Raw genomic sequence first — 24,826 nt, forward strand, 5'->3', positions numbered from 1 at the left:
TCCGATCCATGGGGGCGCCCGGACGGCGTGGACCCACAAGAACGCACCCGGCGAACTCGCCGTCATCACTGAGCCAGGGCTGGAGCCCGACCCGCGACTGCTCTCCCGGACGATGGTTCGTGGGAGACCGCCGGCCGTTCGGCCGGCAGCCACGCCGCGTGGGCAGGGCCGCCGGCTGCGGTCCCACCCATGCGGTGCTGTCCCGGGTGACCTCCCCGGGAGTGACGTCAGCGCAGGCCGAAGGCCCGGGTGATCGTCTGCGAGACGGTGTTGCCCGCGCTGTCCCGGGCGCCGACCCGGAGGGTGACGAAGTCGGCGGACCGTGGCGCGCGCAGGTTCGTCCGCCATCCGTCGTCGCACCGGCTCAGGTCGGTCCGCTGCCAGGTCGCACCGTCGTCGTACGACACCTCGACGGTCGGCCTCCCGATGGTGGCAGTGGTGCCCGGCAGGTGCGAGGCGGTCACCGTCAGGCCGGCGTGCCGGTCGGCACGGCCGGACTTGTCGGTGTCCACGCCGTAGTCGAGCTGGATGAGCGGCAGGGACACCACCGCATCGCTGCCGGTGACCGCGGAGGTGAAGTCCCACTCGGTCAGCGTGTGCGTCGAGTACGGGCCGGCCCAGGTGCCGCGGTCGTTGTCGAGGACCAGCCGGTAGGGCAGGCGCTCGGCGCCGAGGCCGGGAACCTGCAGGTACTCGGCGTTGCCCCAGTCGAGCTGCTGGTCGCCCTGGTAGAGCGACATCCAGTCCTTGACGTCGAAGTTCGCGTTGGCCTCGCCGACATGGCCGGACCCCGAGTCACCCCAGCCGGGCGCAGTGATGTACATCGTGTCGAGGTAGCGGACCGGCTGGTAGTTGATCGGGCCCATACGCGGCCGCTGGATCGGGCCGAACCAGCTGACCTTGCCGGTCTTGCGCGCCGGGTAGTTCAGCGGGGCGATCGAGTGCTGCCCGGTCTCGCCCTGGATGAAGGCGTCGTCAAGCCACGTGGTGCCGGCGGAGACCCAGTCGGTGCGCTCGCCCTGGGCGGGAGCGGTGAGCTGGTTGCCGACAGCCCAGCCGCGCCAGACGTCCGGACGGAACTCCATGGCCTTGCCCTGCCGGTAGTTCCGGAAGGAGACGTTCACCCGGCCGAGGTCCTTGGACTCCTCACGCCAGGTCGGGTCCGCCGGAACGGCGCCCGTCCAGTGGTGCACGACGTCGTAGACATAGTCGGTCGTGGGGTGCGAGGTGACCTTCAGCGAGACCGCGCCGTTGCGGAGTCGGCCGAGCAGGTCGGCGCCCTGGTCGGCGTTGAGCGTCGCCACCGTCACCGGGGCCGGGCTCGCCGGGCTCCAGGGGTTCTCGTCCCAGGGTTGCAGGCGGCCGACGCCGTCGTTGACGACCAGCAGCAGCCGGGCGCCGGCGGCCGCGGCGGCCTCCGCCTGGGCCTTGACCCCTCCCGTTCCGGCGCCGCGCACCACGACCGCCTTGCCGCGCACGTTCTGCCGCGCGAGCTCCTCGGTCGTGCCGTAACCGGCGAAGACCGCCGTCATGTTGCGGGTACCGGCGGGCAGCGGCGTGGCCGCGCGCTTGACCAGCGGGTCGTTGAAGGTCGTCGACTTCGTGCTCACGGTCAGCGCGGGCTGCTCGAGGCGGAAGCGGGCGCCGGCCTCGAACTCGCCGTCGGTGACCTTCTTGCCGGTCGGGAGCGCCCAGACGCTGTCGTACGACGGGTCCGGCAGCATCGACGTCTCCACCAGACTGTCGGTGAAGGACCGGTGGGCGTCCAGGCGCGGTGCGACGGCGGTGGCCTGCTGCGGCACGCGCGCCAGGATCCGGCGCGCCTTGCGGCCGTCCAGGGTGACGGTACGGTCCTGGTCCAGCTTCACGTCGTTGAAGGCGAGCAGCACCATGCCGCGCGAGTGCGGGCCTTCGGCGCCCTGCACGTCACCGGTGAGCCAGCCGCTGTAGCTGCCGACGGGCAGTCGTACCGTGCCGGTGCCGGACGCGTCGAGGTCCATCACCGTGAAGAGGTGCTCGGCGCTCAGGACGACCCGGCCCTCCATCGGCCTGCCCGAACGGTCCTTGGCGACCACGGTCAGGTTCTGCCGCTGGCCTTCGCGGGCCGCACCGATCAGAGTCCGGGCGCGGACCGCTCCGCTGCCGTCGGTACCAGTGATCATGGCGCTGACCGACTGGTCGCCGCCCAGCTTGTCCAGATCCGCCGTCAGGGTGACCGTGGCGGTGCCGTGGGCGGGCACGGTGACATCGTCGGCGGAGAGGCTGAACAACCCCGCCGGGACGGTGCCGTCGACCGCCAGCTTGAGGTCGGCCGATGCGTCGCCGACGTTGGTGTACGTCACCGTCCGGACGTCGGTCTGGCCCGGCTTCGGCGGCCACGTGTGGAAGCCGGAGTAGGCGCTCGTCGTGGCGAAGACCGTGGCGTGCACCGCCGCCGGCGCGTCGAGCCGGCCGGCGCCCGCCTGGTACGGGGTGTACGCCGGGGTCGCCCTGGCACTGCTGACCAGTGCCTCCTTGAGCTGGGTGCCCGTCCAGTCGGGGTGCGCAGAAGCGAGGAGCGCGGCGGCACCGGCGACGTGCGGCGTCGCCATCGACGTACCGCTCATCGTGGTGTAGTAGCCGGAGCCGCGCTTGTAGTGCGAACGCGCCGCGACGATGTCGACGCCGGGAGCGGTGATCTCCGGCTTCAGCCCGGCGTCGCCGTCACGCGGGCCCTGGCTGGAGAAGTCGGCGAGCGTGTCGGTGGAGTCGACGGCGCCGACGGTCAGCGCGGAGTCCGCGGCACCGGGGCTGCTGATGGAGTGCGGGCCGCCGTTGCCCGCCGCGATCACGAACAACGCGCCCGTGTCCCGGCTGAGTTCGTCGACAGCCTGGCTCATCGGGTCGGTCTTGTCACCGCTGCCGCCCAGACTCATGCTGATGATCCTGGCCTTCTGGTCGCGGGCGGCCCACTCCATGCCCGCGATGATCCAGGATTCCTGGCCGCTGCCCTCGGAGTTGAGCACCTTGCCGACGGCCAGCCGGGCGCCGGAGGCGACACCCCGCTCCTTGCCGTCGGAGGCACTGCCCGTGCCGACGATGGTCGAGGCGACGTGTGTGCCGTGGCCGTTGTAGTCGGCGATGTCGTCCTCGCCGGGTACGAAGCTGGCGCTGTCGGACACCTGCCCGACCAGGTCCGGGTGTTCGGTGTCCGCGCCGCTGTCGAGCATCGCGACCTTCACGCCCTGGCCGGTGTCACCCTCCGCCCACACCTTGTCCGCGCCGATCTGCGCGGTGGAGTCGGCCAGGTCGGCCTTGACCTTGCCGTCGAGCCACACCTTGGCGACGCCGCCCGCGAAGGACGGCTTCGCGGACCAGGCCGCCGCGCCGGAACCTCCGGTGAGCGAGGACCAGAACTCCGATGCCTGCTCGTGGTTCTGCGCGAGGGCCGCGCCCTGGATGCTGTCCAGGCGGCGGACGTCGGTCGAGCCGGCCATCTTCGTCCGGGTGCGGGCCTCGGCGGCAGCTCCGGTGTAGCGCACGATCAGCGGCAGCCGGGAGCTGTGGGCGTCGTCGTAGCCCTCGGCGATCAGCCGCGTCACGTTGAAGAGCTGCTTGTCGAGCTTGCCGGCGCTCACGTACGGCAGGGCGGCGTCGGGGTAGACGTAGGTGGCGCCGTCCACGACAGCGCGATGGAAGCCGGTGGTGGCTCCGCTCGCGGCCTGGAAGGAGCGCACGACGGTGCCGTCGGCGGCGGTCCCGATGGTGACCTTGTCACCCGTGATCAGGGTGACGGTGTGCGTGCCGGCATCGCCGGGGGTTCGGTGTCCGGCGTCGTTGTGCGACACCTCACCGGTGGAGTGCACGGACACAGCGGCGGTCGCTGGTATGACGCCGAGTGTGAGCACGGCCGCCACGGCGAGGGCGATCGGCCCGGGCCGGGGGATGGGAACCTTGGGCAAGGAAGACTCCTGATTCGCGGCGAAGAGCGAAAGATCACTGGATCCTCCGGGCCTCCACCGCCGTCGTTCAAGGGGTCGCACATGTCGCTGTAGTGCCATGGCACAGTTACGCCAAGCGCAGACGGAGTCGTCGGTCACCGCGCGTCTGGGGGCGGCGGACCGCCCCATTCGGCGTGTCGAGGGACGGAGCAACGGGCCCGTGGGGCACCCCGGTCGGCGACTCCGCGCATGTCCCCGCCGGGGCGGACGTCAGGTGCGGCGGGCCCGCGCTCTCACGTCATCGATGCGCCTGGGACCGGATGCGCCCTCGCCTCGCTCATCGCGGCCCCCTGGCCGGAGCATGCGGACGAGGAACTGCCCATCCCGCACCTCACGTTGATGCGGCTGAAGCTTGAGCGTCTGCCGGGCGACCGGGACCCGGAACCCGTCCGGCCCTGGACCTCGCAAGACCGGCGCGAGCGCCGAACCCATCCGCCCAGGCCCCGAACGACACCATCCGGGGAGTGGCTCGTTCGGTTCGTCCATGGGCCGCCGACTTGGTCACCTTGCCCCCATTGTGCGTTATGGGGCTTGGCGTAAAGGTGACTTGACGCCTGGTGGACAGGGCAAATTGCTGACCTCGGCACTTGACGGCACCACGCTGTCCTCCCATGAGAGACATGAACAACAGGTGGAGCCGCGGGATCCGCGCTCCCCGGCCCCGGCATACGGCGGCAGCCGCCGCCCTCGTGGCGCTCGTGGCCGGTCTGACCGCCGTCCCCGGCGCCGCTCAGGAGCTCGGCCCGCACACAGGGCGAACGGAAGCCACCGCGCAGACCGCGGCGGCCCGGTCGCCGATCACCTCCCGGCATCAGCTCACCCTGATCACCGGCGACCGCGTCACGCTGGAGACGGACGCCTCGGGCAGGCAGAGCGTGTCGGTCGAGCCCGCCGCGGGCCGCGAACGCATCGCGTTCATCAAGCGCCAGACCGGTCGCGACTGGACGGTCATACCCGCCGACACGCTCCCACTGCTCGCAACGGGCCGCCTCGACAAGGCGCTGTTCAACGTCTCCGCCCTGGTCCGGGGCAAGTACGCGCAGCGGTCGAGCCTGCCGCTGATCGTCGAGTACGCCGGGGACGCGGGCACCGCCCGGCGACAGCTGACCGCCGCCGGAGCCGACACCGTCCGCCCCATTGGCGGGACCCCCTTCGCGACCCTCGGCGAACACCGTGCGGACGCCGCCGGGTTCTGGAAGGGCATCGCCCCCGGCCGGGCGGACGCCAGGTCCTTCGGGGCGGGTGTGCGCCGGATCTGGCTGGACGGCCACTCCAGGATCCAGCTCGACAGCACGGTGCCGCGCATCGGCGCCCCGCACGCCTGGGAGAAGGGCTACACCGGCACCGGCGTCAAGGTCGCCGTGCTCGACACCGGTTACGACCCCGGCCACCCGGACCTCAAGGGCCTCGTCACCGAGTCCGCGAACTTCACCACCGAGCCGAACACCGACGACCTGAACGGTCACGGCACCCATGTGACCTCCACGGTGGCCGGCTCGGGCGCGGCCTCCGACGGCACGTACAAGGGTGTGGCACCCGGTGTGCAGATCCTGTCCGGCAAGGTGTGCACCGCGGACGGCAACTGCGACAACTCGAACATCGTCGAGGGACTGGCCTGGGCCGCCCAGCACGGCGCCAAGGTGATCAACCTCAGTCTGGGCGACACGGACACACCGGAGACCGACGCCCTGGAGGCCATGGTCGACACCGTGACCCGTGACTACGGCACGCTGGTCGTGGCCGCGGCCGGCAACAGCGGTCCCGGCAAGGTCTCCTCGCCCGCCTCCGACGACCGGGCGCTGGCCGTCGGCGCGGCCGAGGAGGACGACGACGTCGCCGTCTTCAGCTCGGTCGGCCCGCGGGTGGGCGACTCCGGCCTCAAGCCGGACATCATCGCCCCCGGCGTCAATGTCGTCGCCGCGCGGGCGGGCGGCACCACCGCCGACGACGGCTATGTCGCCATGAGCGGCACGTCCATGGCCACACCCCATGTGACCGGAGCCGCCGCCATCCTGTTCCAGCAGCACCCCGACTGGACCGCGGAGCAGGTCAAGCGCCAGCTGATGCAGTCGGCGACCGGCGCCAAGGAGCACGGCGCCTACCTCCAGGGCGCCGGACGCGTCGACGTCGCCCGGGCGGTCGACCAGGACGTCACCGCCGACACCACCGCACTGGACTTCGGGCTGATCCGCTGGACGGACGGCACGCGTCCCCCGGTGACCAAGACCATCACCTACCGCAACCCGGGCGCCGAGCCGGTCACCCTGCAGCTGAAGGACAACCCGAGCAGCGGGAAGAAGGACGTGCCCGCTCCCGCCGGCCTGTTCCGGCTCAGCGCCGATGCGGTCACCGTGCCCGCGCACGGAACGGCGGCCGTCACCCTCACTGCGACCCCGGAGGCGACCACCACGTACGCCGCCTACAGCGGTGTGGTCAGCGCGAGCACCGTGGACGGGCGGGTGTCGGTGCGCGTCCCGTTCGGCATGGACGTCGAGCAGCCGTCGTACGACCTGCGCATCGACATGAAGAGCCGCACGGGCGCGGCCCCCGACAACGCCTACCTGCTGGTCGAGTCGGCCGACGGCAAGGCGTACGAGGTCGAGGCGCTCGGCAGGAACAGCACGGTGGTGCGACTGCCGAAGGACACCTACTCGGTGAGCGGCTTCTTCTTCGACGCCTCCTTCACCGAAGGCGTCATCGTCGGCGTGCCGAAGGTCGTGATGAGCGCCGACCGGCAGGTGACTGTCGACGCCCGCAAGGCGAAGCCGGTCACGGTGTCGGCGCCGAGCCGCTCCGCGCGCATCATGTCGGCCGAGATCGGCACGATCAGCATGGCCGACGAGCTGCTCTCGGTCACCATGTACAACGCGATCGGCACCGACCACATCGACGGCGTGTACGCGGTGCCGACGGCCTCGTACAAGGACTCGAAGTTCACGTACCTCGTCACCAGTGTCTGGGGCGACCCGGCCGGCCCGGACGGGAACCCCGCCTCGGTCTACTACCTCACGCGACCGGTGCACGGCGCCATCCCGGCGGACCCCGCCTACAACCCCCGCAGGTCGGAACTGGCCAGGGTGAACACCACGTTCGCCGCCACCACGCCGGGCACCACGGCCATGCGCCTCGTGTGGACGTACGTCGGCAACGTGCGCTTCAGCGGAAGGGCGATGGAGGGTATTCCGGTCCCGGCCCGGCGCGTCGACTACTTCTCGGCGGCCGACGGCCTGCGCTGGCAGACGGCCTTCGACCAGAACAACATCTTCGACCCGAACTCGCACGGACAGAGCTACCTGGGCGACCTGCACGGCTACCGGGCCGGCTCCCAGGTCGAGGAGCGCTGGAACGGCGGGATCCAGGCCGTGGGCCTCTCGTCCCAGATGGCCGCCTTCCGCGAGGGCGACACGATGTACCGGCCCTTCCAGTCGGCGGCGAACGGCAACCTCGACCTGGTGGCCGACACCACGTCCGGCCTGCCCGAGGTGAAGCTGTGGCGCAACGGCGAACTGGTCTCCCAGGACTGGAGCATGAGCGACGTCCCGGCCGACGCCACCCCCGCCGACTACCGACTGACGGCCCGGACCGACCGTGACACCGCGCCCAGCTCCGTCTCCACGAGCGTGCGAGCCGAATGGCGGTTCCGGTCGCAGACCACGGCGACCCGGCAGTTCCTGCCGCTGTACGCGGTCCGTATGTCGCCGAAGCTGGACGAGTGGAACCGGGCCGAGGCCGGCCGCACGCTCGACATCCCGGTCCTGATCCAGCGGACGCCGGGCGCTCCGGCGTCGCCCATCCGCGTCTTCACCACCGAGGTCTCCTTCGACGAGGGGAAGACCTGGCAGTCGGTGCGGGTCAAGGGCTCCGGCATGGAGCGCACCGTGACCGTGGAGCATCCGCGCCGCACCGCGGGCGGCTCGGTCAGCCTGCGCGTCCACGTCGAGGACGCGGCGGGCAACTCCTTCAAGGAGACCGTCATCAAGGGCTACCTGCTCAGTTAGCCGCCTTCGCGGAGTAGCCACGTCCTTGAGCCACCGCCTCCGCAAGGAGCACGGCTCGGCCGCAGTGGCCGGACGAACAGGGACAGGGCCCGCCGGACACGTCCGGTGGGCCCTGTTCGTGTGCGTCGCGGGGTCCGCCGTGCTCAGAGCCAGTCGCGGCGGGCCGCGTGCCAGCCCAGCTGCATACGGGTCGCGACGCCCGCCAGGCTCATCAGTCCCTGGATGCGACGCTGGACGGTGCGCTTGCTGATCCGTAGCTGTCCGGCTATCGCGTCGTCCGTCATGCCGGCGACCATCAGGGAGAGCAGGTGCCGGTCCTCCCCGACCGGCGAGGCTGCATCCGCGGGGCCGGCGCCGCCGATCTGGCCCTCCTCGGTCACCCGGAGCGGGGCACCGACCTCCCAGTGGTGTTCGAACAGGGCGATGAGCGCGTCCAGCAGGCTGCTCTCCCGCACCACCGCGGCCCGCAGTTCCCGGGGGTTGCTGGACGTGGCCGAGGTGGCCAGCGGCAGGATGGCCACCGAGCGGTCGGCGATCGCCATCCGCAGCGGCAGCAGAGGCACCGCCCGGGACACCTCGCCGGCGCACACACCCTTGACGACGTAGTCCACGGAGTCGGGGTCGTCGAAGTACGCCTGCTCGTACAGGGCCCTGTAGAGCACGCCCCGGTCCAGGGCGTCGAATTCTTCCTGATTGCTCTCCGGGGACATGGCCACGTACTGGGCCTTCACGAACCACATCATCTCGCGGTCGGCACCGTGCTGGAGCTGGCGCAGATGCTGGCGCAGTGCCGCCGCGCCGGTGATGATCTCGACGGTCTCGCCCGTGCTCCGGGCCCATGCGCTGCGGCGGTGTGTCTCCGCAAGTTCGTAGACCGCGGCCCGGGTCTGTTCCAGGGCGTCGAAGTGGCGTTGGAGCCGGGGCATGAGGGCCACCTGCGGAGGCACGGCCGTGAACCATTCGGGATTGTCCTCGACCGCCGACGCCAGCCCCTTGTGCTCCAGCGCGCGCAGCAGAAGCAGCGCGGTCACGACGTCGAGGTCCGAGCGGCCGGAGATCTCCTCGGCGGACGCCGTCCCGGCGGCGACCAGCAGGCGGTACACCTCGCTCTCGTCGGCCGTCAGGCCCACCGTCTCCAGCATGCAGCTACCTTTCTCACCGTCGGGACCGTCTTCGCCGGGGTTCCCGTGCGGATGGCGGTTCCCGGAGGGACAACGCCGTCCGCCCGGCGCATGATTCCACCAGCCTCGGCGACCGGACACCACGACGGTTGTCGTCGGTGATCCGGTCATCCGGCGCAGGTACCACTGGCCGCGGGTCTCGCCCTTGATCGACCGGCGCTCGAAGACCTGCACGCCCTCGGGGAAGGGCCCGCACATGATCACCGAGTGGGACCAGATGGTTGCTGACCTTCCGGTCGGGGATCGCGGGTCACCTTGTGGCGGCGGATGCGGCTGATCGTCGTCCGGGAAAGACCGACCCGGACCCCGCCGGCGAGGAGCTCACCGCGTCGATCGAGAAGAGCCGGATGCGACGTGACGGGATGGCCTGGGAGAAGAAGGACGAGGTACGCGTCGCCGTACCGGTCGCCGATCCCCTGCGGGAGGGGCGGCTGTAGGACCCGGAGCGCAGGTCGTCTGCGTTTCCGGGACCGTTTCCGCAAAGTTTCCCGTGCGTGATGCGCGTCACGTACGGATCTTCGGCCAGGCAGTACGCTGAGCACATGCTTGCGCTCGTTCGACGCCGCCACGTGGACTACGTCCGCGTCACCAGCATGGGCTGTCGACGCTTCCTCTGAGCCGTCCGGCCTCTCTGCGCGGTCTCGCGCTTCTGCGTTTTCTGCGGTTCACAGCCGCCTGCGCTTTCTCCTCTCCGTCCACCCGGCACCCCTGCGCCAGCTCACCCATGGCGGGCGCGCGGGACCCCGTACACCCGCGGATGCACCATGACGAACGTGACCCGGACGACTGCGACGCCGTCGTACCGGCAATTGCCGATCATCGATCTCTCCGCCGCCGACCGAGGGCCGCAGGCCCGGGCGCTGTTGCACAGCCACTTGCGCAGTGCCGCCCACGACGTGGGCTTCTTCCAGCTCGTGGGGCATGGGGTGAGCGAGGAGGAGACCGAGGGCCTGCTCTCCGCCATGCGGCGGTTCTTCGCCCTGACGGAGGCCGAGCGGCTCGCGATCGACAATGTGAACTCGCCGCACTTCCGGGGGTACACAAGGACTGGTGACGAGCGGACCGGCGGGCGGCAGGACTGGCGCGATCAGCTCGACATCGGGGCCGAGCGGCCCGCGCGGGTGCCGAGGCCCGGCGAACCGGCGTACTGGTGGCTGGAGGGGCCCAATCAGTGGCCGGCCGGGCTTCCCGAGCTGCGGGTGGCCGCCCTGCGGTGGATGGAGCGGCTCAGTGATGTCGCCGAGAAGCTGCTGCACGAACTGCTCGCCTCGATCGGGGCGCCCGCCGACTTCTACGACTCGGTCTTCGGGGAGCGGGCACATCCGCATCTGAAGCTGGTGCGGTATCCGGGGAATGCGGGGAACGGGGCCGAACAGGGGGTGGGAGCCCACAAGGACTACGGATTCCTGACCTTGCTGCTTCAGGACCAGGTGGGTGGGCTTCAGGTGCAGCGGGAGGACGGGCTGTTCCACGATGTGCCGCCGCTGCCCGGTGCCTTCGTCGTGAATCTCGGGGAGTTGCTGGAGGTGGCCACCAACGGATATCTCGTCGCCACCAATCACCGGGTGGTGTCGCCGCCCAGCGCCGTCGAGCGGTTCTCCGTGCCGTTCTTCTACAACCCTCGGCTGGACGCGCGCGTGGAGCCGCTGCCCTTCCCGCACGCCTCCGCCGCCCCCGGCGTGACCGACGATCCGGCCAACCCTCTGTTCGCCGAGTACGGGTTCAACGAGCTGAAGGGCAAGCTGCGGGCGCATCCGCTTGTCGCGGAGCGGCATCACGCGGAGCTGCTCAGCCCCGCGTGATGCCGCTCGTCCTCACCTGGTGGGCGACGTCCTGAGCGAAACCCCGGTGCGCGATGTCCCCTTGACCTGCTGCTTGGGCTGAAGCCCGTGGACTCTGGCCTTCTGCGCCGGATGCCGTGCCGCTACGCGGTACGGCATCCGGCGCAGAATCCGTGGCTTCCTTCAACGCCCTCTCAGACTGCCGCTGCCAGCTCCACTGCCGACACCACGTCGGCCCGGGTCGGCGCGCCGGAGGCGCGGCGAACCACACGACCGGTGCGGTCGAGGACGAGTACCGTCGGTGTCCGCATGACTTCGAAGCGGCGGACCAGTTCGAGCCGTGTCTCGGCGTCGATCTCCACGTGGCGTACACCGGGAGTTCCGTCAGCCACACCGGCCAGCAGACGGCGGGTACCGGGGCAGGTGGCACAGAGGGCCGTCGAGAACTGCACCAGCGTCGCCCGCTCGCCGAGCGTCACGCCCAACTCGCCGGAGGACAAGCGCAGTACGTCGCCTTGGGCCGTGTCGCGCAGCCTGCCGTCGCGTCGGACCCGTACCAGCCCGAAGACGGTTGCGGCCACCAGGACGACGGCGGCCACGAGAAGCCCCGTCGGATCGCTCACGGCCGCCTCACCCATGTCCCAGTCGGGTGCGGCTACGGACCGTGAGCAGGTAGAGCTCGCAGCCCAGGCAGTAGCCGAAGGCGGCATTCAGGAAGGCCGCGGTGAGCGCCGCCGCACTCGCCGCGATGCCGAGCCAGGTCGCGCCGGAGAGGTAACCGACCATCCCGATGGCGGCGAAGGCCAGGCCGACGGCCTGTGCGAACCGTGGCGGCCGTGCGTCCTCGAACTCCTGCGGCGGCCCGAGACGAGGACGCACCAGGCGGCTGTAGAGCCAGCCGTACGGGGACCAGCGCAGCCCCAGGATGGCACCGAGGGCGAAGACGACGGCCTGCGCCGCGAGCAGGGTGCCGCTGCCGGTGGCCAGTACCAGGAGGAGGACGAGGCTGGTGAGTACGGCGGCGAAGCGTTGGCCACGCGGGTCGACTCTGACAGGTGTTCCAGGCGTGCGGTCGGGCATGACGAGCTCCGGGATCTTTCGAATGGGGACGATGTGAATCGGCGCGTGGTCAGCGACACGCGGCGGACCACACCCGGCCGAAGTCGATGTGGGCCCTGATCACCAGGCACGTCCCGGAGTGCATGCCGGTATTGCAACAGCCACCACTGCCGTGGTCAATCAGTGCTCACCTGTCGGACACGAGCAGCCGCTGACGGCCCATCGCGCAACAGGTCGGCCAAGGGGGTCGTGCTCGGCCTCACCCTCGGCGAGCATTCCGACGAACTGCGGCAGGCCCCGCTGAACCGGTGGACGTGTCCACGATCCCTTCGTGCCGGGTTACGCAGTCGGTGCAGTGGCGGGTCAGACCCGGCCATGACCGGTGGGTGACCGGTCACAGCCAGGCACCGACATCATCCGAAGTAGTTGTCGAACGTCCGCTGGAACTCTCCGCCCGCGAAGCGGTCCCAGTTGATCGACCACGTCATCAGGCCGCGCAGGGCGGGCCAGGTGCCGTGCGGCGTGTACGAGCCGCAGTTGGTCCTCTTCGTCAGGCAGTCCAGGGCCTTGGTGACCTCGGCCGGGGCGACGTAGCCGTTGCCCGCGTTGGTGGACGCCGGCATGCCGATCGCGATCTGGTCCGGGCGCAGCGCCGGGAAGACGTTGTTGGCGTTGCCGGCCACCGGGAAGCCCGAGAGCAGCATGTCGGTCATGGCGATGTGGAAGTCCGCGCCGCCCATGGAGTGGTACTGGTTGTCGAGGCCCATGATGGGTCCCGAGTTGTAGTCCTGGACGTGCAGCAGCGTCAGGTCGTCGCGCAGGGCGTAGATCACCGGAAGGTAGGCCCCGCACCGCGGGTCCTGACCGCCCCACTGGCCCGTGCCGTAGAACTGGTAGCCCATCTGCACGAAGAAGGTCTCGGGCGCCATGCTCAGGACGAACTTGGAGCCGTACTTGGCCTTCAGGGTCTTCAGCGCCGAGATGAGGTTCACGATCGTCGGCGTCTTCGGGTTCTTGAAGTCCGTGTCGTCGGTGTTCAGCGACAGGGAGTGGCCCTCGAAGTCGACGTCCAGGCCGTCGAGGCCGTACTCGTCGATGATCTTCGAGACGGACGAGACGAAGGTGTCGCGGGCTGCCGTCGTGGTCAGCTGGACCTGTCCGTTCTGTCCGCCGATGGAGATGAGCACCTTCTTGCCGGCCGCCTGCTTGGCCTTGACGGCTGCCTTGAAGTCGGCGTCGCTCTCGACGTTCGGGCATTCGGTGACCGGGCAGCGGGTGAAGCGGATGTCGCCGGAGGTGGTGGAGGTGGGCTCACCGAAGGCCAGGTCGATGACGTCCCAGCTGTCGGGGACGTCGGTCATGCGCGTGTAGCCGGCGCCGTTGGCGAAGCTCGCGTGGAGGTAGCCGACCAGAGCATGGGTGGGCAGGTCGGTGGATCCTCCGCCGCCCGATCCCGCGGTCGTCGTCGCCGTCACCGCCGTCGACTTCGCCGACTCGCCGGCGTTGTTCACGCCGGCGACCTGGAACGTGTACGCGGTGGCGGCGGCCAGGCCGGTCACGGTGGCCGAAGTGCCGTTCACCGTCTGCACCTTGACGCCGTCGCGGTAGACCGCGTAACTCGTCGCGCCACTTGCCGCCGACCAGGACAGCGCGACGCTGGAGGACGTGGTGGCGCCGGCCGTGAGACCGGTCGGCACGGCGGGCGGCTGGCCGGCCGGGGCGCCCGGGCCGAAGACGGAGACGTCGTCGGCGTAGTACGCGCCGGTGTTGTACCAGCCGTGGGTGTAGATCGTCACCTGGGTGGTGGACGCGCCGGTGCGGAACGTCGTCGTGAGCTGCTGCCAGTCGGAGGCGGCCTGGGTCCACGTGGAGACGTCGGTGGTGCCGGTGCCGCTCGCGCCGAGGTAGACGTAGGACCCGCGGACGTAACCGGACAGTGTGTACTGGGAGTTCGGCTGTACGGTCACCGTCTGCGAGCACTGCGCGTAGTCATTGCCGGCCGGGGTCGCCTGGAGTGCCGAGGCACCGGTGCGGACGGGGCTGGTGACCGTCTTGCCGGCTGTGCAGCTCCAGCCGTCGAGGCCTGCCTCGAAGCCGCCGTTGCGGATGAGTTCGGCGTCGGCGGCCTGTGCGGTCGGCGTGAGTGCGGCGATACCGGACGCGGCCAGTGCCGCAGTTGTCAGCAGGGCGAGGACAGGTCTGGGGCGGTCCACAAGTGCCTCCGGGTGGGGGGTGGTTGAACTGCGGAGCGCGCTTAATTTGGTCCAGACCAATTCGTTTGTCAAGGCCCGCGGCGGGCAGTCTCTGCCCCCGTCCAGCCCTCACTTCTCCCAGGGCGACTCTCCGAAGGATCACGTGCTGTGGGGCGCCCCGCTGGTCACCTCGGGAGCTGTCGGTCCGCTCCGGAACCAGTGGGGGCGCCGCTGCCGAGAGCCCACGACTCGATGTCGCGATAATGGATCGGCCCGCGGCTGCGGCCGGCATTGCTGCCGACCAGGTGCAGGCGTTCGGCAGGCCAGGGCAGACCGGTGAATTCGGCCAGCCCCTCAGCGATCTCTCCCGCCGACGACCGATCTCCTCGGCGGGCGCGCGCCAGCGTCAGATGGGGGCGCAAGGGCCGCTCCTCGAAGACGATCCCGCAGTTCTTGACCGCGGTACGCACATCGTCGGCGAGCACGTGCAGCGCATCGAGGTCTCCGTCGACTCCGCTCCACAGCACCCGGTCGTCGAAGTTTCCGCTGCCGCGCAGGGACAGGGGGATCGGCTGTCGCCCGGCAGCGAGGTCGGCGAGCGGCGCTTGCAGCTTCAGCGCCGTCGTGGGCGGCAGCTCTCCGAGGAACGCCAGAGTGATGTGCCAGTCCTCCACCCGGTTCCATCGCATGTGCGGATGCGTGCCGTAGGCGGAGTGCAGTTCCCGGGCCAGTTCCTCCTTGGCGTGGTCGGGCGGCGCGAGGGCGATGAACACGCGAACGGCGGCGGGTCGGGTCTGATCGGTCACAACGCAATTCCTGTCGCGGACGGCGGGTCGCTTTCCACGGACGATACGAGTGCGGAGGACCCGGAGCCTCGGCGCGGGTCGGTCGCGGCGGCCGTGCCGGCCACCGCCTGCGGCCGGCCCCTCGCGCAGACGGACAACCTCGGGCACACCGTCGCGTACGTATGTCGGCGTCAGCAGGGTCGGGCCTACCGGCTGAGTCGGACAAGTAAGTCAAGCCTTACCTTTGGGGAGATCCGGCTGCATAGTGGAGGGCCGAGTCGAGAGGATGGCCGCCGTTGTCGCAGTTCAATGAGAGTGCCGCAAGTCAGATCGAAGTGGAGCAGGCACATGTGGCCGCCATGTACGCGCTGCTCGACGAGCGCGAGGCGGATGTACGGGCCGAGCTGACGAACGTGGTGGGATCGTCGGCCGACAGCGCGGGCGAGGTGTACGCGCGCGATGTGGCCGCACAGCGACTGGCGCGGGAGCTTCGCCGGCTCGAGGATGCCGAGGAAGGACTGGTGTTCGGCCGGATCGACGGCGCGGACGGAACAAGTCTGCACGTCGGGCGCCTCGGCCTGCACCTGGCCGACCGGGACCTGCCCCTGCTCGTCGACTGGCGGGCAGACGCGGCGCGGTCCTTCTACACGGCGACGACCATCCACCCGATGGGTCTGCGGCGGCGCCGTCACCTGAGGACCGAGAAGCGTGCGGTACGGGCGGTGAGCGACGAGCTGCTGGACGGATCCGCACCTGCGGCCGACGACATCGTCGGTGACGGGCCGTTGACGGAGGCGCTGGAGGCGCGGCGCACGGGGCGGATGCGTGCTGCGGTGGCGACGCTTCAGGCGGAGCAGGACGCGATCGTCCGATCGCCGCATCAGGGGGTGACGGTGGTGCAGGGCGGACCCGGCACGGGCAAGACCGTCGTCGCACTGCACCGTGCGGCCTTCGTTCTCTACGCGTTTCCGCGGATCGCCGGTCGCGGGGTCCTGGTGCTCGGACCGAACGCACGGTTCCTCGACTACGTCTCCCAGGTGCTTCCCTCGCTCGGCGAGAACGACGTCGTCCTGGCGACGTGCGAGGAGCTGGCCGAGACGGTTCTGGAGACGATGGAGCCGTGCGATGTCGCCCGGCTCAAGGGGACTTCTCCGCTGGCCGAGGCGCTGGCGGGCCTGGTGCACGCACGGCAGGCACCCTCGCGCGGCGCGTTCGCGGTCCGAGTGGGGCAGGAGTGGGTCCGTCTGACGAGCACCGAAGTCGCGACGGCGAGGGCAGCGGCGGTGGCGAGCGGCTCGGTGCACAACCGGGCGCGGGAAGTGTTCAAGGAACATCTGGTCGACGCGGTGGCGGCCACGCTGAAGCGCGGCACGATAGAGGCCCTCGAGAACATCGACGCCGAGATCGCCGGAAGTACGGGCCTGGATCTCGACGCCGCAGCCGCGGCCGACCTATTGGCGCTCGGCTTCGACGGCGACCCCCCGTCCGCGGCTGCGGCCGAGGCCGAGGCGTTCGACGCAGAGGCCCTGCGGGACAATCTCATGGGAGACGCGCACGTCGACCACGCGGTGGAATCGCTGTGGCCACGGCTGACCTCCGAAGCAGTCGTGCGGGCCCTGCTGACCGAGGCCGACACGCTGGCCACGCACCTGCCCTCACTCACCGACGACGAGCGTTTGCGCCTGCTGCGCCCTGCCGACGCGCCGTGGACCGACGCCGATGGCCCACTGCTGGACGAGGCGACCGACCTGGTGGACGGGCCGCCGGAGCGGACGTTCGGACACGTCGTCGTGGACGAGGCCCAGGAACTGACCGCCATGCAATGGCGGATGGTGATGCGCCGGTGTCCGGCCAGGTCCATGACGCTGGTGGGAGACTTCGCCCAGGCCGGCCCCGCAACGGCAGTCGGCGACTGGTCGCAGGCGCTGGGCCCGCACATCGGCGGTCGATTCGCCCTGCACACGCTGACCGTCAGCTACCGCACCACCGAGGAGATCCTGGCGACCACGCACGACTTGCTCGCCCGGATCGCCCCGGGACAGACTCCCAGCCGGTCGATCCGCCACGGCGACCGTCCTCGCGCCCTCACCGCATCCCCGCACAGTCTCGCCACCACGGTGACCGGCGAACTGCGCGCGCAGGCCGCAGCACACCCGGATGACCTGCTGGCGCTGATCTGCGCCGATGCCCGGGTCGCGGACATGGCATCCGCCGGTGTCGCCCGATGGGCACGCCTCGTGCCGGCGTCCGAGGCCCGAGGCCTGGAGTTCGACGCAACCGTCGTCGTCGATCCGGAGGAGATCGCCACGGCCCGCCCCAGCGGCGAGCGCGACTTGTACGTCGCTCTCACCCGTGCGACCAAGAGACTGTGCACGATCACCGTCGACGTTCCGCCACAGTACGCCTCATGACCCTTCGGGGCAGGCGCAGTTGATGCGGTGCCGGTTGTCTTAGTACCAGTGGTGGGTCTGCCAGAAGTCCCAGGCCTGGGCGGGGCTGCCGTAGCGGGAGTTCATGTAGTCCAGGCCCCACTTGATCTGGGTGGCGGGGTTGGTCTTCCAGTCGGAGCCGGCGGTGGCCATCTTCGAGCCGGGCAGGGCCTGGACGAGGCCGTAGGCGCCGGAGGAGGAGTTGGTGGCGGTGTGGTTCCAGCCGCTCTCGTGGGTGACGATCTGGTTGAAGGCGTTGTACTGGGCCGTGTCCGGGATCATCCGGTGGGCGATCGCCTGGGCGGAGGAGGCGGACGTCGTGGCGGCCTGGGCCGGGGCCGCGGCGAGGGCCATTCCGGCGGTGGCGGCGGCCACGGCGACGACGGAGAGGGCCTTCTTCGGGCTGGCGATGCGGCGGATGGCGGAGACGGACACAGAGAACCTCGTTCTTCGGGGACAGGGGGTCGCTCGCTCGCCGGATCCGGGTGGTGCGGGTGGTGCGTGGGTCCTGGCATGCGGAGGCACCGTGACCCCTGGGGGGCCGTGGTGCCTGGCGACGTCCTCAAGACAACCAGCCCCGACCGGTGTCCGCAGTGACCCCTTTTACTAGTTGTGGCCGCATTGGGGTGTTTGCTGGTCTGTGTGAGCTGGCTCTCAATCCGCAGGTCAAGGCATGTGTGTGTGCCTAAACATGCCCGCTTTCGTCCACTATCGCGGGTAGTGAGTGACGTGCGTCATGTGGGGTGCTTCACCGGTTCCGCGACGCTGTGTGCGCGGGGATGCACGGTGCGAGTCTCGGAGGCGAGTTCGCAGAGGATGCAGTCCGATGCGGGTCGGCGTAGGCGAGCGCCGCCTGTAGGGCATGGCGAGATCGCGCCTCGCACCGTACGCGGCCGATCGGCCGCGCCGGAGGAGTGCGGGAGGGTCGGTTCACTCCGAGGTGGCGAGCCGCTCCAGCCATTCGCGCAGCAGGACCGTCTCGGTGGAGCCGAGGGCGGTGGGCCGGTCGCCGAGCGCGGCGTTCAGGGCGAGGGCGTGGACGGGCACGGCGTCGCCGGAGGCCGGCGCGGCCGGCCGGGCTTCGGTGGTCACGGAGGCCAGGACGGTGTCGCGCACCCGGACGGACAGGCCGCGGTCGCGGGCGTCGGCGGGGGAGGAGATCAGTGCGAGGGTGACGCCGGCGGAGGTGGCCTGGATGGTCTGGGCTGCCGCGTCGACGGGGATGCGCAGGCGTCCCGCGCGGGCGGTGCGCTCGAGCATGGCGCGCAGCAGCGCGTAGGCGTCCTCGGCGGCGGCCGGGCGGTGGCCGGGCCGGACGGTGCCGTACATCAGGACGTAGAAGGCCGGGTGGGTCAGGCCGAAGTCGACGTGCATGTCCCAGCCGCGCCGCAGGTCCTCCACCGGGTCCTCGGTCGGTGCAAGCGAGTGCTTCTCGGCCAGGTAGCGCTCGAAGCCGTAGCCGGCCACGGCGTCCAGCAGTCCGTCCTTGTCGCCGAAGACCCGGTACAGGGTGGGGGCCTGTACTCCGGCGGCGGCGCAGACGGCCCTGGTGGACAGCGCCTCGCTGCCGCCCTCGGCCAGCAGGCGGGCGGCCGCCCGGAGGATGCGCTCGCGGGTCTCCGGAGATTTTTCTGCGCTCATGGAATCAACGCTACCGGACAGGCGTTAGCATCGATGTAGCAACGCTAACGACATCGCGTTAGCGTCGATTCGATGAGAAGGAACGGCTCTCCGTGAACCACCGAACCCTTGGCACCACCGGTCCCCGCGTCTCGTCCCTCGGCCTCGGTCTGATGGGCATGTCCGACCTGTACGGACCCGCCGACGAGTCGGAGTCCATCGCGACGATCCACGCCGCCCTGGACGCCGGCCTCACCCTGCTGGACACCGGCGACTTCTACGGCATGGGCCACAACGAGCTGCTGCTGCGCGACGCCCTGCGCGGACGCAACCGCGACAGCGCCGTCATCAGCGTCAAATTCGGCGCCCTGCGCGACGCCGACGGCGGCTGGAGCGGTTACGACGGCCGCCCCGAGGCGGTGAAGAACTTCCTCGCCTACTCCCTGCGCCGCCTGGGCACGGACCACATCGACATCTACCGTCCCTCCCGCCTGGACCCGAACGTGCCGATCGAGGAGACCGTCGGTGCCATCGCCGAGATGGTCCAGGCCGGCCACGTCCGCCACATCGGACTGTCCGAGGTGGGCGTCGAGACCTTGCGTCGCGCCCAGGCCGTCCACCCCATCGCCGACCTGCAGATCGAGTACTCCCTGCTCTCCCGCGGCATCGAGGAGACCATCCTGCCCACCGCCCGCGAGCTGGGCATCGGCATCACGGCCTACGGCGTGCTCTCCCGTGGCCTGCTCTCCGGCCACTGGACCCGGGACCGTGAACTCGGCGCCCAGGACTTCCGTGGCATCAGCCCCCGTTTCCAGGGCGAGAACCTCGACCGCAACCTGACCCTGGTCGAGGCCCTCCGAAAGATCGCCGCGGACAAGGGGGCCGGCGTCGCCCAGATCGCCATCGCCTGGGTGGCCGCCCAGGGCAGCGACATCGTGCCGCTGGTCGGCGCCCGCCGCCGCGAACGCCTCGTCGAAGCCCTCGGCGCCCAGGCCGTCACGCTCACCACGGACGACCTCGCCGCCATCGAGCAGGCCGTCCCGGCCGACGCCGCGGCCGGAACCCGCTACGCGGCGCCGCTGATGGACCACCTCGACAGCGAGCGCTGAGGCGCCACGCCCATCTGCGGAAGGGTTGGGGCCCGACCGGCCCCGGCCCGCACACAATGAGTCCACGAGAGGAGACCGCCCGCCCGGCGGCGCGCAGCAGGACGGCCACGCTCACGCCACCCTCTGCCACACGCCGCACCACGGCACACCACGCCGCCACCGGCAAGGGACCGCGGCGCCGGTCGGACGCCCGACCGGGTCAGCCCGTCGCCACGGGGGAGCGCCGGCCGCCGAGTCGACCCGTCACCAGGCGTTGACGACCGGCGCGCCGGGCTCGTACAGCCGCCAGGCCTTCTCGAGGCGCGCGAGCCGGCCGGCGGCGGCGATGCCGTACAGGGAGGTGACCTTGCCGTCGCCGACCTCGAATGCCACCGCGCCCACGACCCGGTCCTCGATCACGGCGACGACGGCCGGGGAGCCGTTGACCAGCGCGATGTGGAGGGCGGGGGAACCGCCGGCCAGCCGCCGCTTCGCCGGGGTGGGTTTGAAGCCGGCCCGCACGTAGGAGGCGACGCGCTCACGCGTGATGAACCGCAGCAGCCGCCTGCTCAGTCCGGCGCCGTCCGAGACCGCCGTCACGTCGTCGGTGAGCAGCGCCACCAGCCGCTCGGTGCGCCCCGACATGGCGGCGGCGAGGAACTCCTCGACGACCCGGCGCGCGGACGCGGGGTCGGTCTGTGTGCCGCGGCGACGCTCCGCGGCGACCCGGACGCGGGCGCGGTGGAGATGCTGCTGGCTCGCGGGCTCGGTGATGTCGAGGATCCCGGCGATCTCGGAGTGGCTGTAGGAGAAGGCCTCGCGCAGGACGTAGACGGCCCGCTCGACCGGTGAGAGGCGCTCCATGAGGGTCAGTACCGCCAAGGACACCGATTCGCGCTGCTCGAAGGTGTCGGCCGGGCCGAGCATGGGGTCGCCCTCGAGGAGCGGCTCGGGCAGCCACGCGCCGGCCGTGCGCTCGTGGCGTGCGTGCGCCGACCGGAGCCGGTCGAGGCAGAGATTGGTGAGGGCCTTGGTCAGCCACGCCTGCGGCACCTCGACCCTGTCTCGGTCGGCGGCCTGCCAGCGCAGGAACGTGTCCTGCACGGCGTCCTCGGCATCGGCCGCCGAGCCGAGCAGACGGTACGCGAGCGAGGCCAGCCGGCCCCGGCCGGCCTCGAACACGTCGGTGGCTGCACTGTCCATGCGGGACAACCTACGCGGACGCCCTCGCACCGGCCCGATCGGGCGTGGTGGCCAGGCGGTGCCTGCGCTTCGGCATGCCGAAGGTGGGGTGCGCGATGCTCCACCCGGCCCCGTGGAGGATGCCCGACTTGAGCCGCGCGGCGCTCGGGCCGCCCAGGTACCAGGACTTGGACCGGGCGTCCCCGTCCACCATCTGGAAGATCGCGTCCCGCCGTCCGAGGCTGATGTGGTTGCCGTAGTACTTCAGCCCGGTCGTCGGGACCTTGGTGCCCGACAGGCGCGCGATGATCGCCGCTGTCGCCTGCATGGCGGTGAAGCCCGCCGAGGCGCAGGACATCGGCAGCGGCCGGCCGTTGTCCCCGATCGCGTAGGCGCAGTCACCGGCGGCGTAGACGTCCGGGTGCGAGAGCGAGCGCATGGTGCGGTCGACGACGATCTGACCGGTCCCGGCGACCTCCAGGCCGCTCGCGGCCGCGAGGGGATGTACGGCGAACCCGGCCGCCCACACGGTCACGTCGGCCGGGACGGACGCGTCGGCGGCGATCGCCCGGGCCGGCTCGACCGCGTCGATCGCCGTGTGTTCGTGGACGGTGATGCCGAGCCGGTCGAAGGCCTGGCGCAGGTGGCGGCGGGCCTTGGGGGAGAGCCAGGCGCCCAGCGCGCCGCGGGCGGCGAGCGCGACCGAGAGGTCGGGCCGCGACTCGGCGAACTCGGTGGCGGTCTCGATACCGGTCAGCCCCTCACCGACGACCAGCACCGTGCCGCCCTCGCCCAGCCCCGCCAAGCGCTCACGCAGACGCAGCGCCGAGGACCGGCTGGTCACATCGAAGGCGTGCTCCGCCACACCGGGAACGCCCTGGTGGGCGACGGAGCTGCCCAGCGTGTAGAGCAGCGTGTCGTACGCGAGTTCGCCGCTCTCGCCGTCCTCGCCGGTCACGGCGACGGTCCGGCCCGCGGGGTCGACACCGGTGACGCGTGCCAGGCGCAGCCGCACGCCGGTACCGGCGAATACGTCGGCGAGCCCGCGGAAGGCGATGTCCCGGCCGCTCGCGAGCTGGTGCAGCCGCATCCGCTCGACGAAGTCGGGCTCGGCGTTGACGACGGTGATCTCGAAGTCGGCGGGGGAGAGCCGCCGGGCCAGGTTCCCGGCAGCGTAGGCTCCGGCGTACCCGGCGCCGAGTACGACGATGCGGTGCTTCATGGCGATGCTCCTGTCTCGTTCGCGTGCCCCTTGAACGAGACGGCGCCCCGATTGCTGACAGAAGCCGAGTGTGACGCCGGTCACCGGAGGCTCAGCAGCGGCTGAGCCTCCGGCAGACGCTCGGGCCCCGGCGGGCGGACGGGTCAGCGCAGCCCGGCGAAGAGGTCGTTCTCGGGCACGGCCGCGCCGGTGGTGTCCTGGACGCGTACGAAGGTCTCGACACCCATCAGCTCGGTGAACCTCTGCCGGCCCATCTTGAGGAAGAAGATGTTCTCGCCCTGGCTGGCGTGCGCGGCCAGCGCGTCGAACTTCTGAGCGCCGAAAGCTGAGGTGTCCACCCAGGTGGTGATCTCCTCGTCGGGGAGCCCGATCTCGGCCATCGCGGCGGCCTCGGCGGGATCCGGCTCCTGCCAGTCCGCACCGAACTCGCGCATGGTCTCCCCGAACCGCTGCATCATCGAGCGGGGCGCAGTCGTCCAGTACACCTTCGGCGTCGGCGAGGTCATCGCGAGCGCCGCCATCGTGATGCGGTTGGCCTGGATGTGGTCGGGGTGGCCGTAGAAGCCGTTCTCGTCGTAGGTGACGACCACATCGGGCCGATAGCGCCGCAAGAGTTCCGCGAGCCGGGCGGCGCCCTCCTCGACGGGCGTCCGCCAGAAGGATCCGGGGGCGTCATTGTTCGGCCAGCCCATCATCCCGGAGTCGGCGTAGTCGAGTGTCTCCAGATGACTGACCTTCAGGACTTCGCAGCTCGCCTCGAGTTCACGACGTCGCATCAAGGCGACGGCCGCCGGATCGTGCCCGGGCTCGCCCGGCTTGACACCCCCCGGTCCGTCGCCGCAACCGCCGTCGGTACACGTCACCAGGACCGTGCGGATGCCCTCCGCCGCGTAGCGCGCGAGGACACCTCCCGTCCCCGTGGCCTCGTCGTCGGGGTGAGCGTGTACCGCCATGAGCGTCAAAGGCCGGTCAGTCATGAACAAGTCCTCCGGTGTGAAAAGGCTTCTGTCCGAACTCGGGGCGGACGGACGGGTGGCCGCCCCGGCATCGGGTGGCCGGACGCGCCCGGCCCGAGGACCCGGGACAGCCTCCGGCGCACGCCCTTCCGGTGTCTCTGTGCCTTGCCCGCGCGGCCCCGCTCCCTCGACCGGTGCAACAGCGTCGGCCGGACCGGCTGTTCCCGCCGTGCCCGAGAAGATCTCTGGACGGTCGAGTCCGACGATGCCGGAGACCCGGCTGACACGCTCGGGGACGGCGGCCGGGGCGACGCCGGCGTGGGCCTGGCGGGCGATGTTGCGCCAGGCGATCAGGACGGTGATACCGCCGGAGTCGCAGCAGGTGATGCCGTCGAGGTCGATGACGACGGCACGGCGGGCCCGCCGTCGGCCGGGCGGGCGCACGCCGGTGGTTGTCACCCTCGTGCGCCCGGCGTGACTTCATGCCGAAGCAGGCCGCAAAGCCTCCGGATCCGAGCGGAAGGTCTGGCGCAGCTCGCCCAGACCCTCGATTCGGCTGACCAGGATGTCGTCGGGGCCGAGGAAGCGCTGCGGCACCCGACGGTTGCCGACGCCCGAAGGCGTTCCCGTGAAGATGAGGTCGCCCGGGTGGAGCGGGCAGACCGCGCTGATGAACTCGATCAGCCGGGGAACCGAGAAGATCATCTCGCTGGTCCGGGCGCCCTGGACGCTCTCGCCGTTGAGCAGGCACTCGATGGCCAGATCGTCACGGTCGGCGAGCTCGTCCGGGGTGACCAGGGCAGGTCCGGTCGGGCCGAAGCCGGGATAGGACTTGCCCAAGGAGAACTGGGCCGGCTTGCCGGTCAGCTGCAGCCGCCGTTCGGACAGGTCCTGGCCCACGGTCAGGCCGGCGACGACCTCCCATGCCTCGGCGGCCGGGACACGGTGGCAGGCTCGGCCGATCACGGCCACCATCTCCAGCTCCCAGTCGACGTTGCCGTCGGGCAGTTCGACCTCGGCGTGGGGGCCCGTTATGCACGAGGGGAACTTGGTGAAGAGCAGCGGGATCTCGGGAGCGACGTAGCCCGCCTCGGCCGCGTGCGGCCGGTAGTTCAACGCGACGGCGAACACCTGCCGGGGACGGGGGACGGGCGCGTTCAGGTCGGTTTCGCGGTAGGGCGTCGCGGCGGGCAGTTCTGCCTGCCCGGCCCAGGCTACGAACTCGTCCCATTCGGCGAGGAGTTGCATCGGGTCGGAGCCGAAGCGGCCGTGGGAGGCGGTGGCGATGTCGACCGCCCCGTCCCCGACGAGCAGGACGGCGCGGTCGGCCAGCGTGGCGAGTCGCATCTGTTC

The 24,826-nt window shown here is 70.9% G+C and carries 16 protein-coding genes; 4 read left to right on the forward strand and 12 right to left on the reverse strand.

The window, feature by feature from the left end; all coding sequences use genetic code 11:
* Positions 1-227 precede the first annotated feature (227 nt).
* Positions 228-3,941 carry a S8 family serine peptidase gene (locus FNH09_RS03285; RefSeq protein WP_152884932.1) on the reverse strand — a complete coding sequence of 1,238 codons (3,714 nt, stop codon included), beginning with the start codon at positions 3,939-3,941 and terminating at the stop codon, positions 228-230.
* A gap of 659 nt (positions 3,942-4,600) precedes the next feature.
* On the opposite strand from FNH09_RS03285, the gene FNH09_RS03290 reads away from it, so the two are divergent.
* A complete protein-coding gene (locus FNH09_RS03290) occupies positions 4,601-7,978 on the forward strand; it encodes a S8 family peptidase (RefSeq protein ID WP_162468052.1) in 3,378 nt (1,125 codons plus the stop codon).
* Between the two features lie 143 nt (positions 7,979-8,121).
* Here FNH09_RS03290 and FNH09_RS03295 read toward each other — a convergent pair whose 3' ends face one another.
* Positions 8,122-9,120, reverse strand: a complete 999-nt coding sequence (locus FNH09_RS03295) for a helix-turn-helix domain-containing protein (RefSeq protein WP_152884936.1) — start codon at positions 9,118-9,120, stop codon at positions 8,122-8,124.
* A gap of 803 nt (positions 9,121-9,923) precedes the next feature.
* Between FNH09_RS03295 and FNH09_RS03300 the strand changes: the two genes are divergently transcribed.
* Positions 9,924-10,961, forward strand: a complete 1,038-nt coding sequence (locus FNH09_RS03300) for an isopenicillin N synthase family dioxygenase (RefSeq protein WP_152884938.1) — start codon at positions 9,924-9,926, stop codon at positions 10,959-10,961.
* 173 nt (positions 10,962-11,134) lie between these two features.
* Here FNH09_RS03300 and FNH09_RS03305 read toward each other — a convergent pair whose 3' ends face one another.
* The 4 genes from FNH09_RS03305 to thpR all read right to left on the reverse strand — a co-directional run bounded on the left by FNH09_RS03305 (position 11,135) and on the right by thpR (position 14,997).
* Positions 11,135-11,563: a thioredoxin family protein gene (locus FNH09_RS03305; protein ID WP_338017452.1), complete on the reverse strand. Its 429-nt coding sequence runs from the start codon at positions 11,561-11,563 to the stop codon at positions 11,135-11,137.
* Between the two features lie 7 nt (positions 11,564-11,570).
* Positions 11,571-12,020, reverse strand: a complete 450-nt coding sequence (locus FNH09_RS03310) for a DUF4395 domain-containing protein (protein ID WP_152884942.1) — start codon at positions 12,018-12,020, stop codon at positions 11,571-11,573.
* 392 nt (positions 12,021-12,412) lie between these two features.
* Positions 12,413-14,212: a carbohydrate binding domain-containing protein gene (locus FNH09_RS03315; RefSeq protein WP_162468053.1), complete on the reverse strand. Its 1,800-nt coding sequence runs from the start codon at positions 14,210-14,212 to the stop codon at positions 12,413-12,415.
* Between the two features lie 164 nt (positions 14,213-14,376).
* Positions 14,377-14,997 (reverse strand): RNA 2',3'-cyclic phosphodiesterase, encoded by a 621-nt coding sequence (gene thpR, locus FNH09_RS03320; RefSeq protein ID WP_162468054.1) that lies wholly within the window; start codon positions 14,995-14,997, stop codon positions 14,377-14,379.
* A 338-nt stretch (positions 14,998-15,335) separates the two neighbouring features.
* On the opposite strand from thpR, the gene FNH09_RS03325 reads away from it, so the two are divergent.
* Positions 15,336-17,387, forward strand: a complete 2,052-nt coding sequence (locus FNH09_RS03325) for a HelD family protein (RefSeq protein WP_202919583.1) — start codon at positions 15,336-15,338, stop codon at positions 17,385-17,387.
* Between the two features lie 39 nt (positions 17,388-17,426).
* Here the strand turns inward: FNH09_RS03325 and FNH09_RS03330 are convergent, their stop codons facing one another.
* Together FNH09_RS03330 and FNH09_RS03335 are read right to left on the reverse strand one after the other, a co-directional pair.
* Positions 17,427-17,840: an aggregation-promoting factor C-terminal-like domain-containing protein gene (locus FNH09_RS03330; protein WP_162468055.1), complete on the reverse strand. Its 414-nt coding sequence runs from the start codon at positions 17,838-17,840 to the stop codon at positions 17,427-17,429.
* Positions 17,841-18,335: 495 nt separating this feature from the next.
* Positions 18,336-19,046, reverse strand: coding sequence for a TetR/AcrR family transcriptional regulator (locus tag FNH09_RS03335; protein WP_152884951.1), 711 nt, complete (start codon positions 19,044-19,046; stop codon positions 18,336-18,338).
* A gap of 92 nt (positions 19,047-19,138) precedes the next feature.
* Between FNH09_RS03335 and FNH09_RS03340 the strand changes: the two genes are divergently transcribed.
* Positions 19,139-20,134: an aldo/keto reductase gene (locus FNH09_RS03340; protein ID WP_162468056.1), complete on the forward strand. Its 996-nt coding sequence runs from the start codon at positions 19,139-19,141 to the stop codon at positions 20,132-20,134.
* A 243-nt stretch (positions 20,135-20,377) separates the two neighbouring features.
* On the opposite strand, the gene FNH09_RS03345 is transcribed toward FNH09_RS03340, so the two are convergent.
* The 4 genes from FNH09_RS03345 to FNH09_RS03360 form a co-directional block, all read right to left on the reverse strand.
* Entirely contained in the window at positions 20,378-21,316 is a 939-nt protein-coding gene (locus tag FNH09_RS03345; protein ID WP_152884953.1) for a sigma-70 family RNA polymerase sigma factor, read from the reverse strand.
* Positions 21,317-21,326: 10 nt separating this feature from the next.
* The gene (locus FNH09_RS03350) at positions 21,327-22,517 is read right to left on the reverse strand and encodes an NAD(P)/FAD-dependent oxidoreductase (protein ID WP_152884955.1); all 1,191 of its coding nucleotides are present in this window, start codon (positions 22,515-22,517) and stop codon (positions 21,327-21,329) included.
* Positions 22,518-22,660: 143 nt separating this feature from the next.
* Complete coding sequence (locus FNH09_RS03355; RefSeq protein WP_238426431.1) at positions 22,661-23,494, reverse strand: PIG-L family deacetylase; 834 nt, start codon at positions 23,492-23,494, stop codon at positions 22,661-22,663.
* 459 nt (positions 23,495-23,953) lie between these two features.
* Complete coding sequence (locus tag FNH09_RS03360; protein ID WP_152884960.1) at positions 23,954-24,820, reverse strand: fumarylacetoacetate hydrolase family protein; 867 nt, start codon at positions 24,818-24,820, stop codon at positions 23,954-23,956.
* Positions 24,821-24,826 lie beyond the last annotated feature (6 nt).

Origin of the sequence: Streptomyces adustus (genome assembly GCF_009377175.1) — a bacterium.
Lineage (GTDB): Bacteria > Actinomycetota > Actinomycetes > Streptomycetales > Streptomycetaceae > Streptomyces > Streptomyces adustus.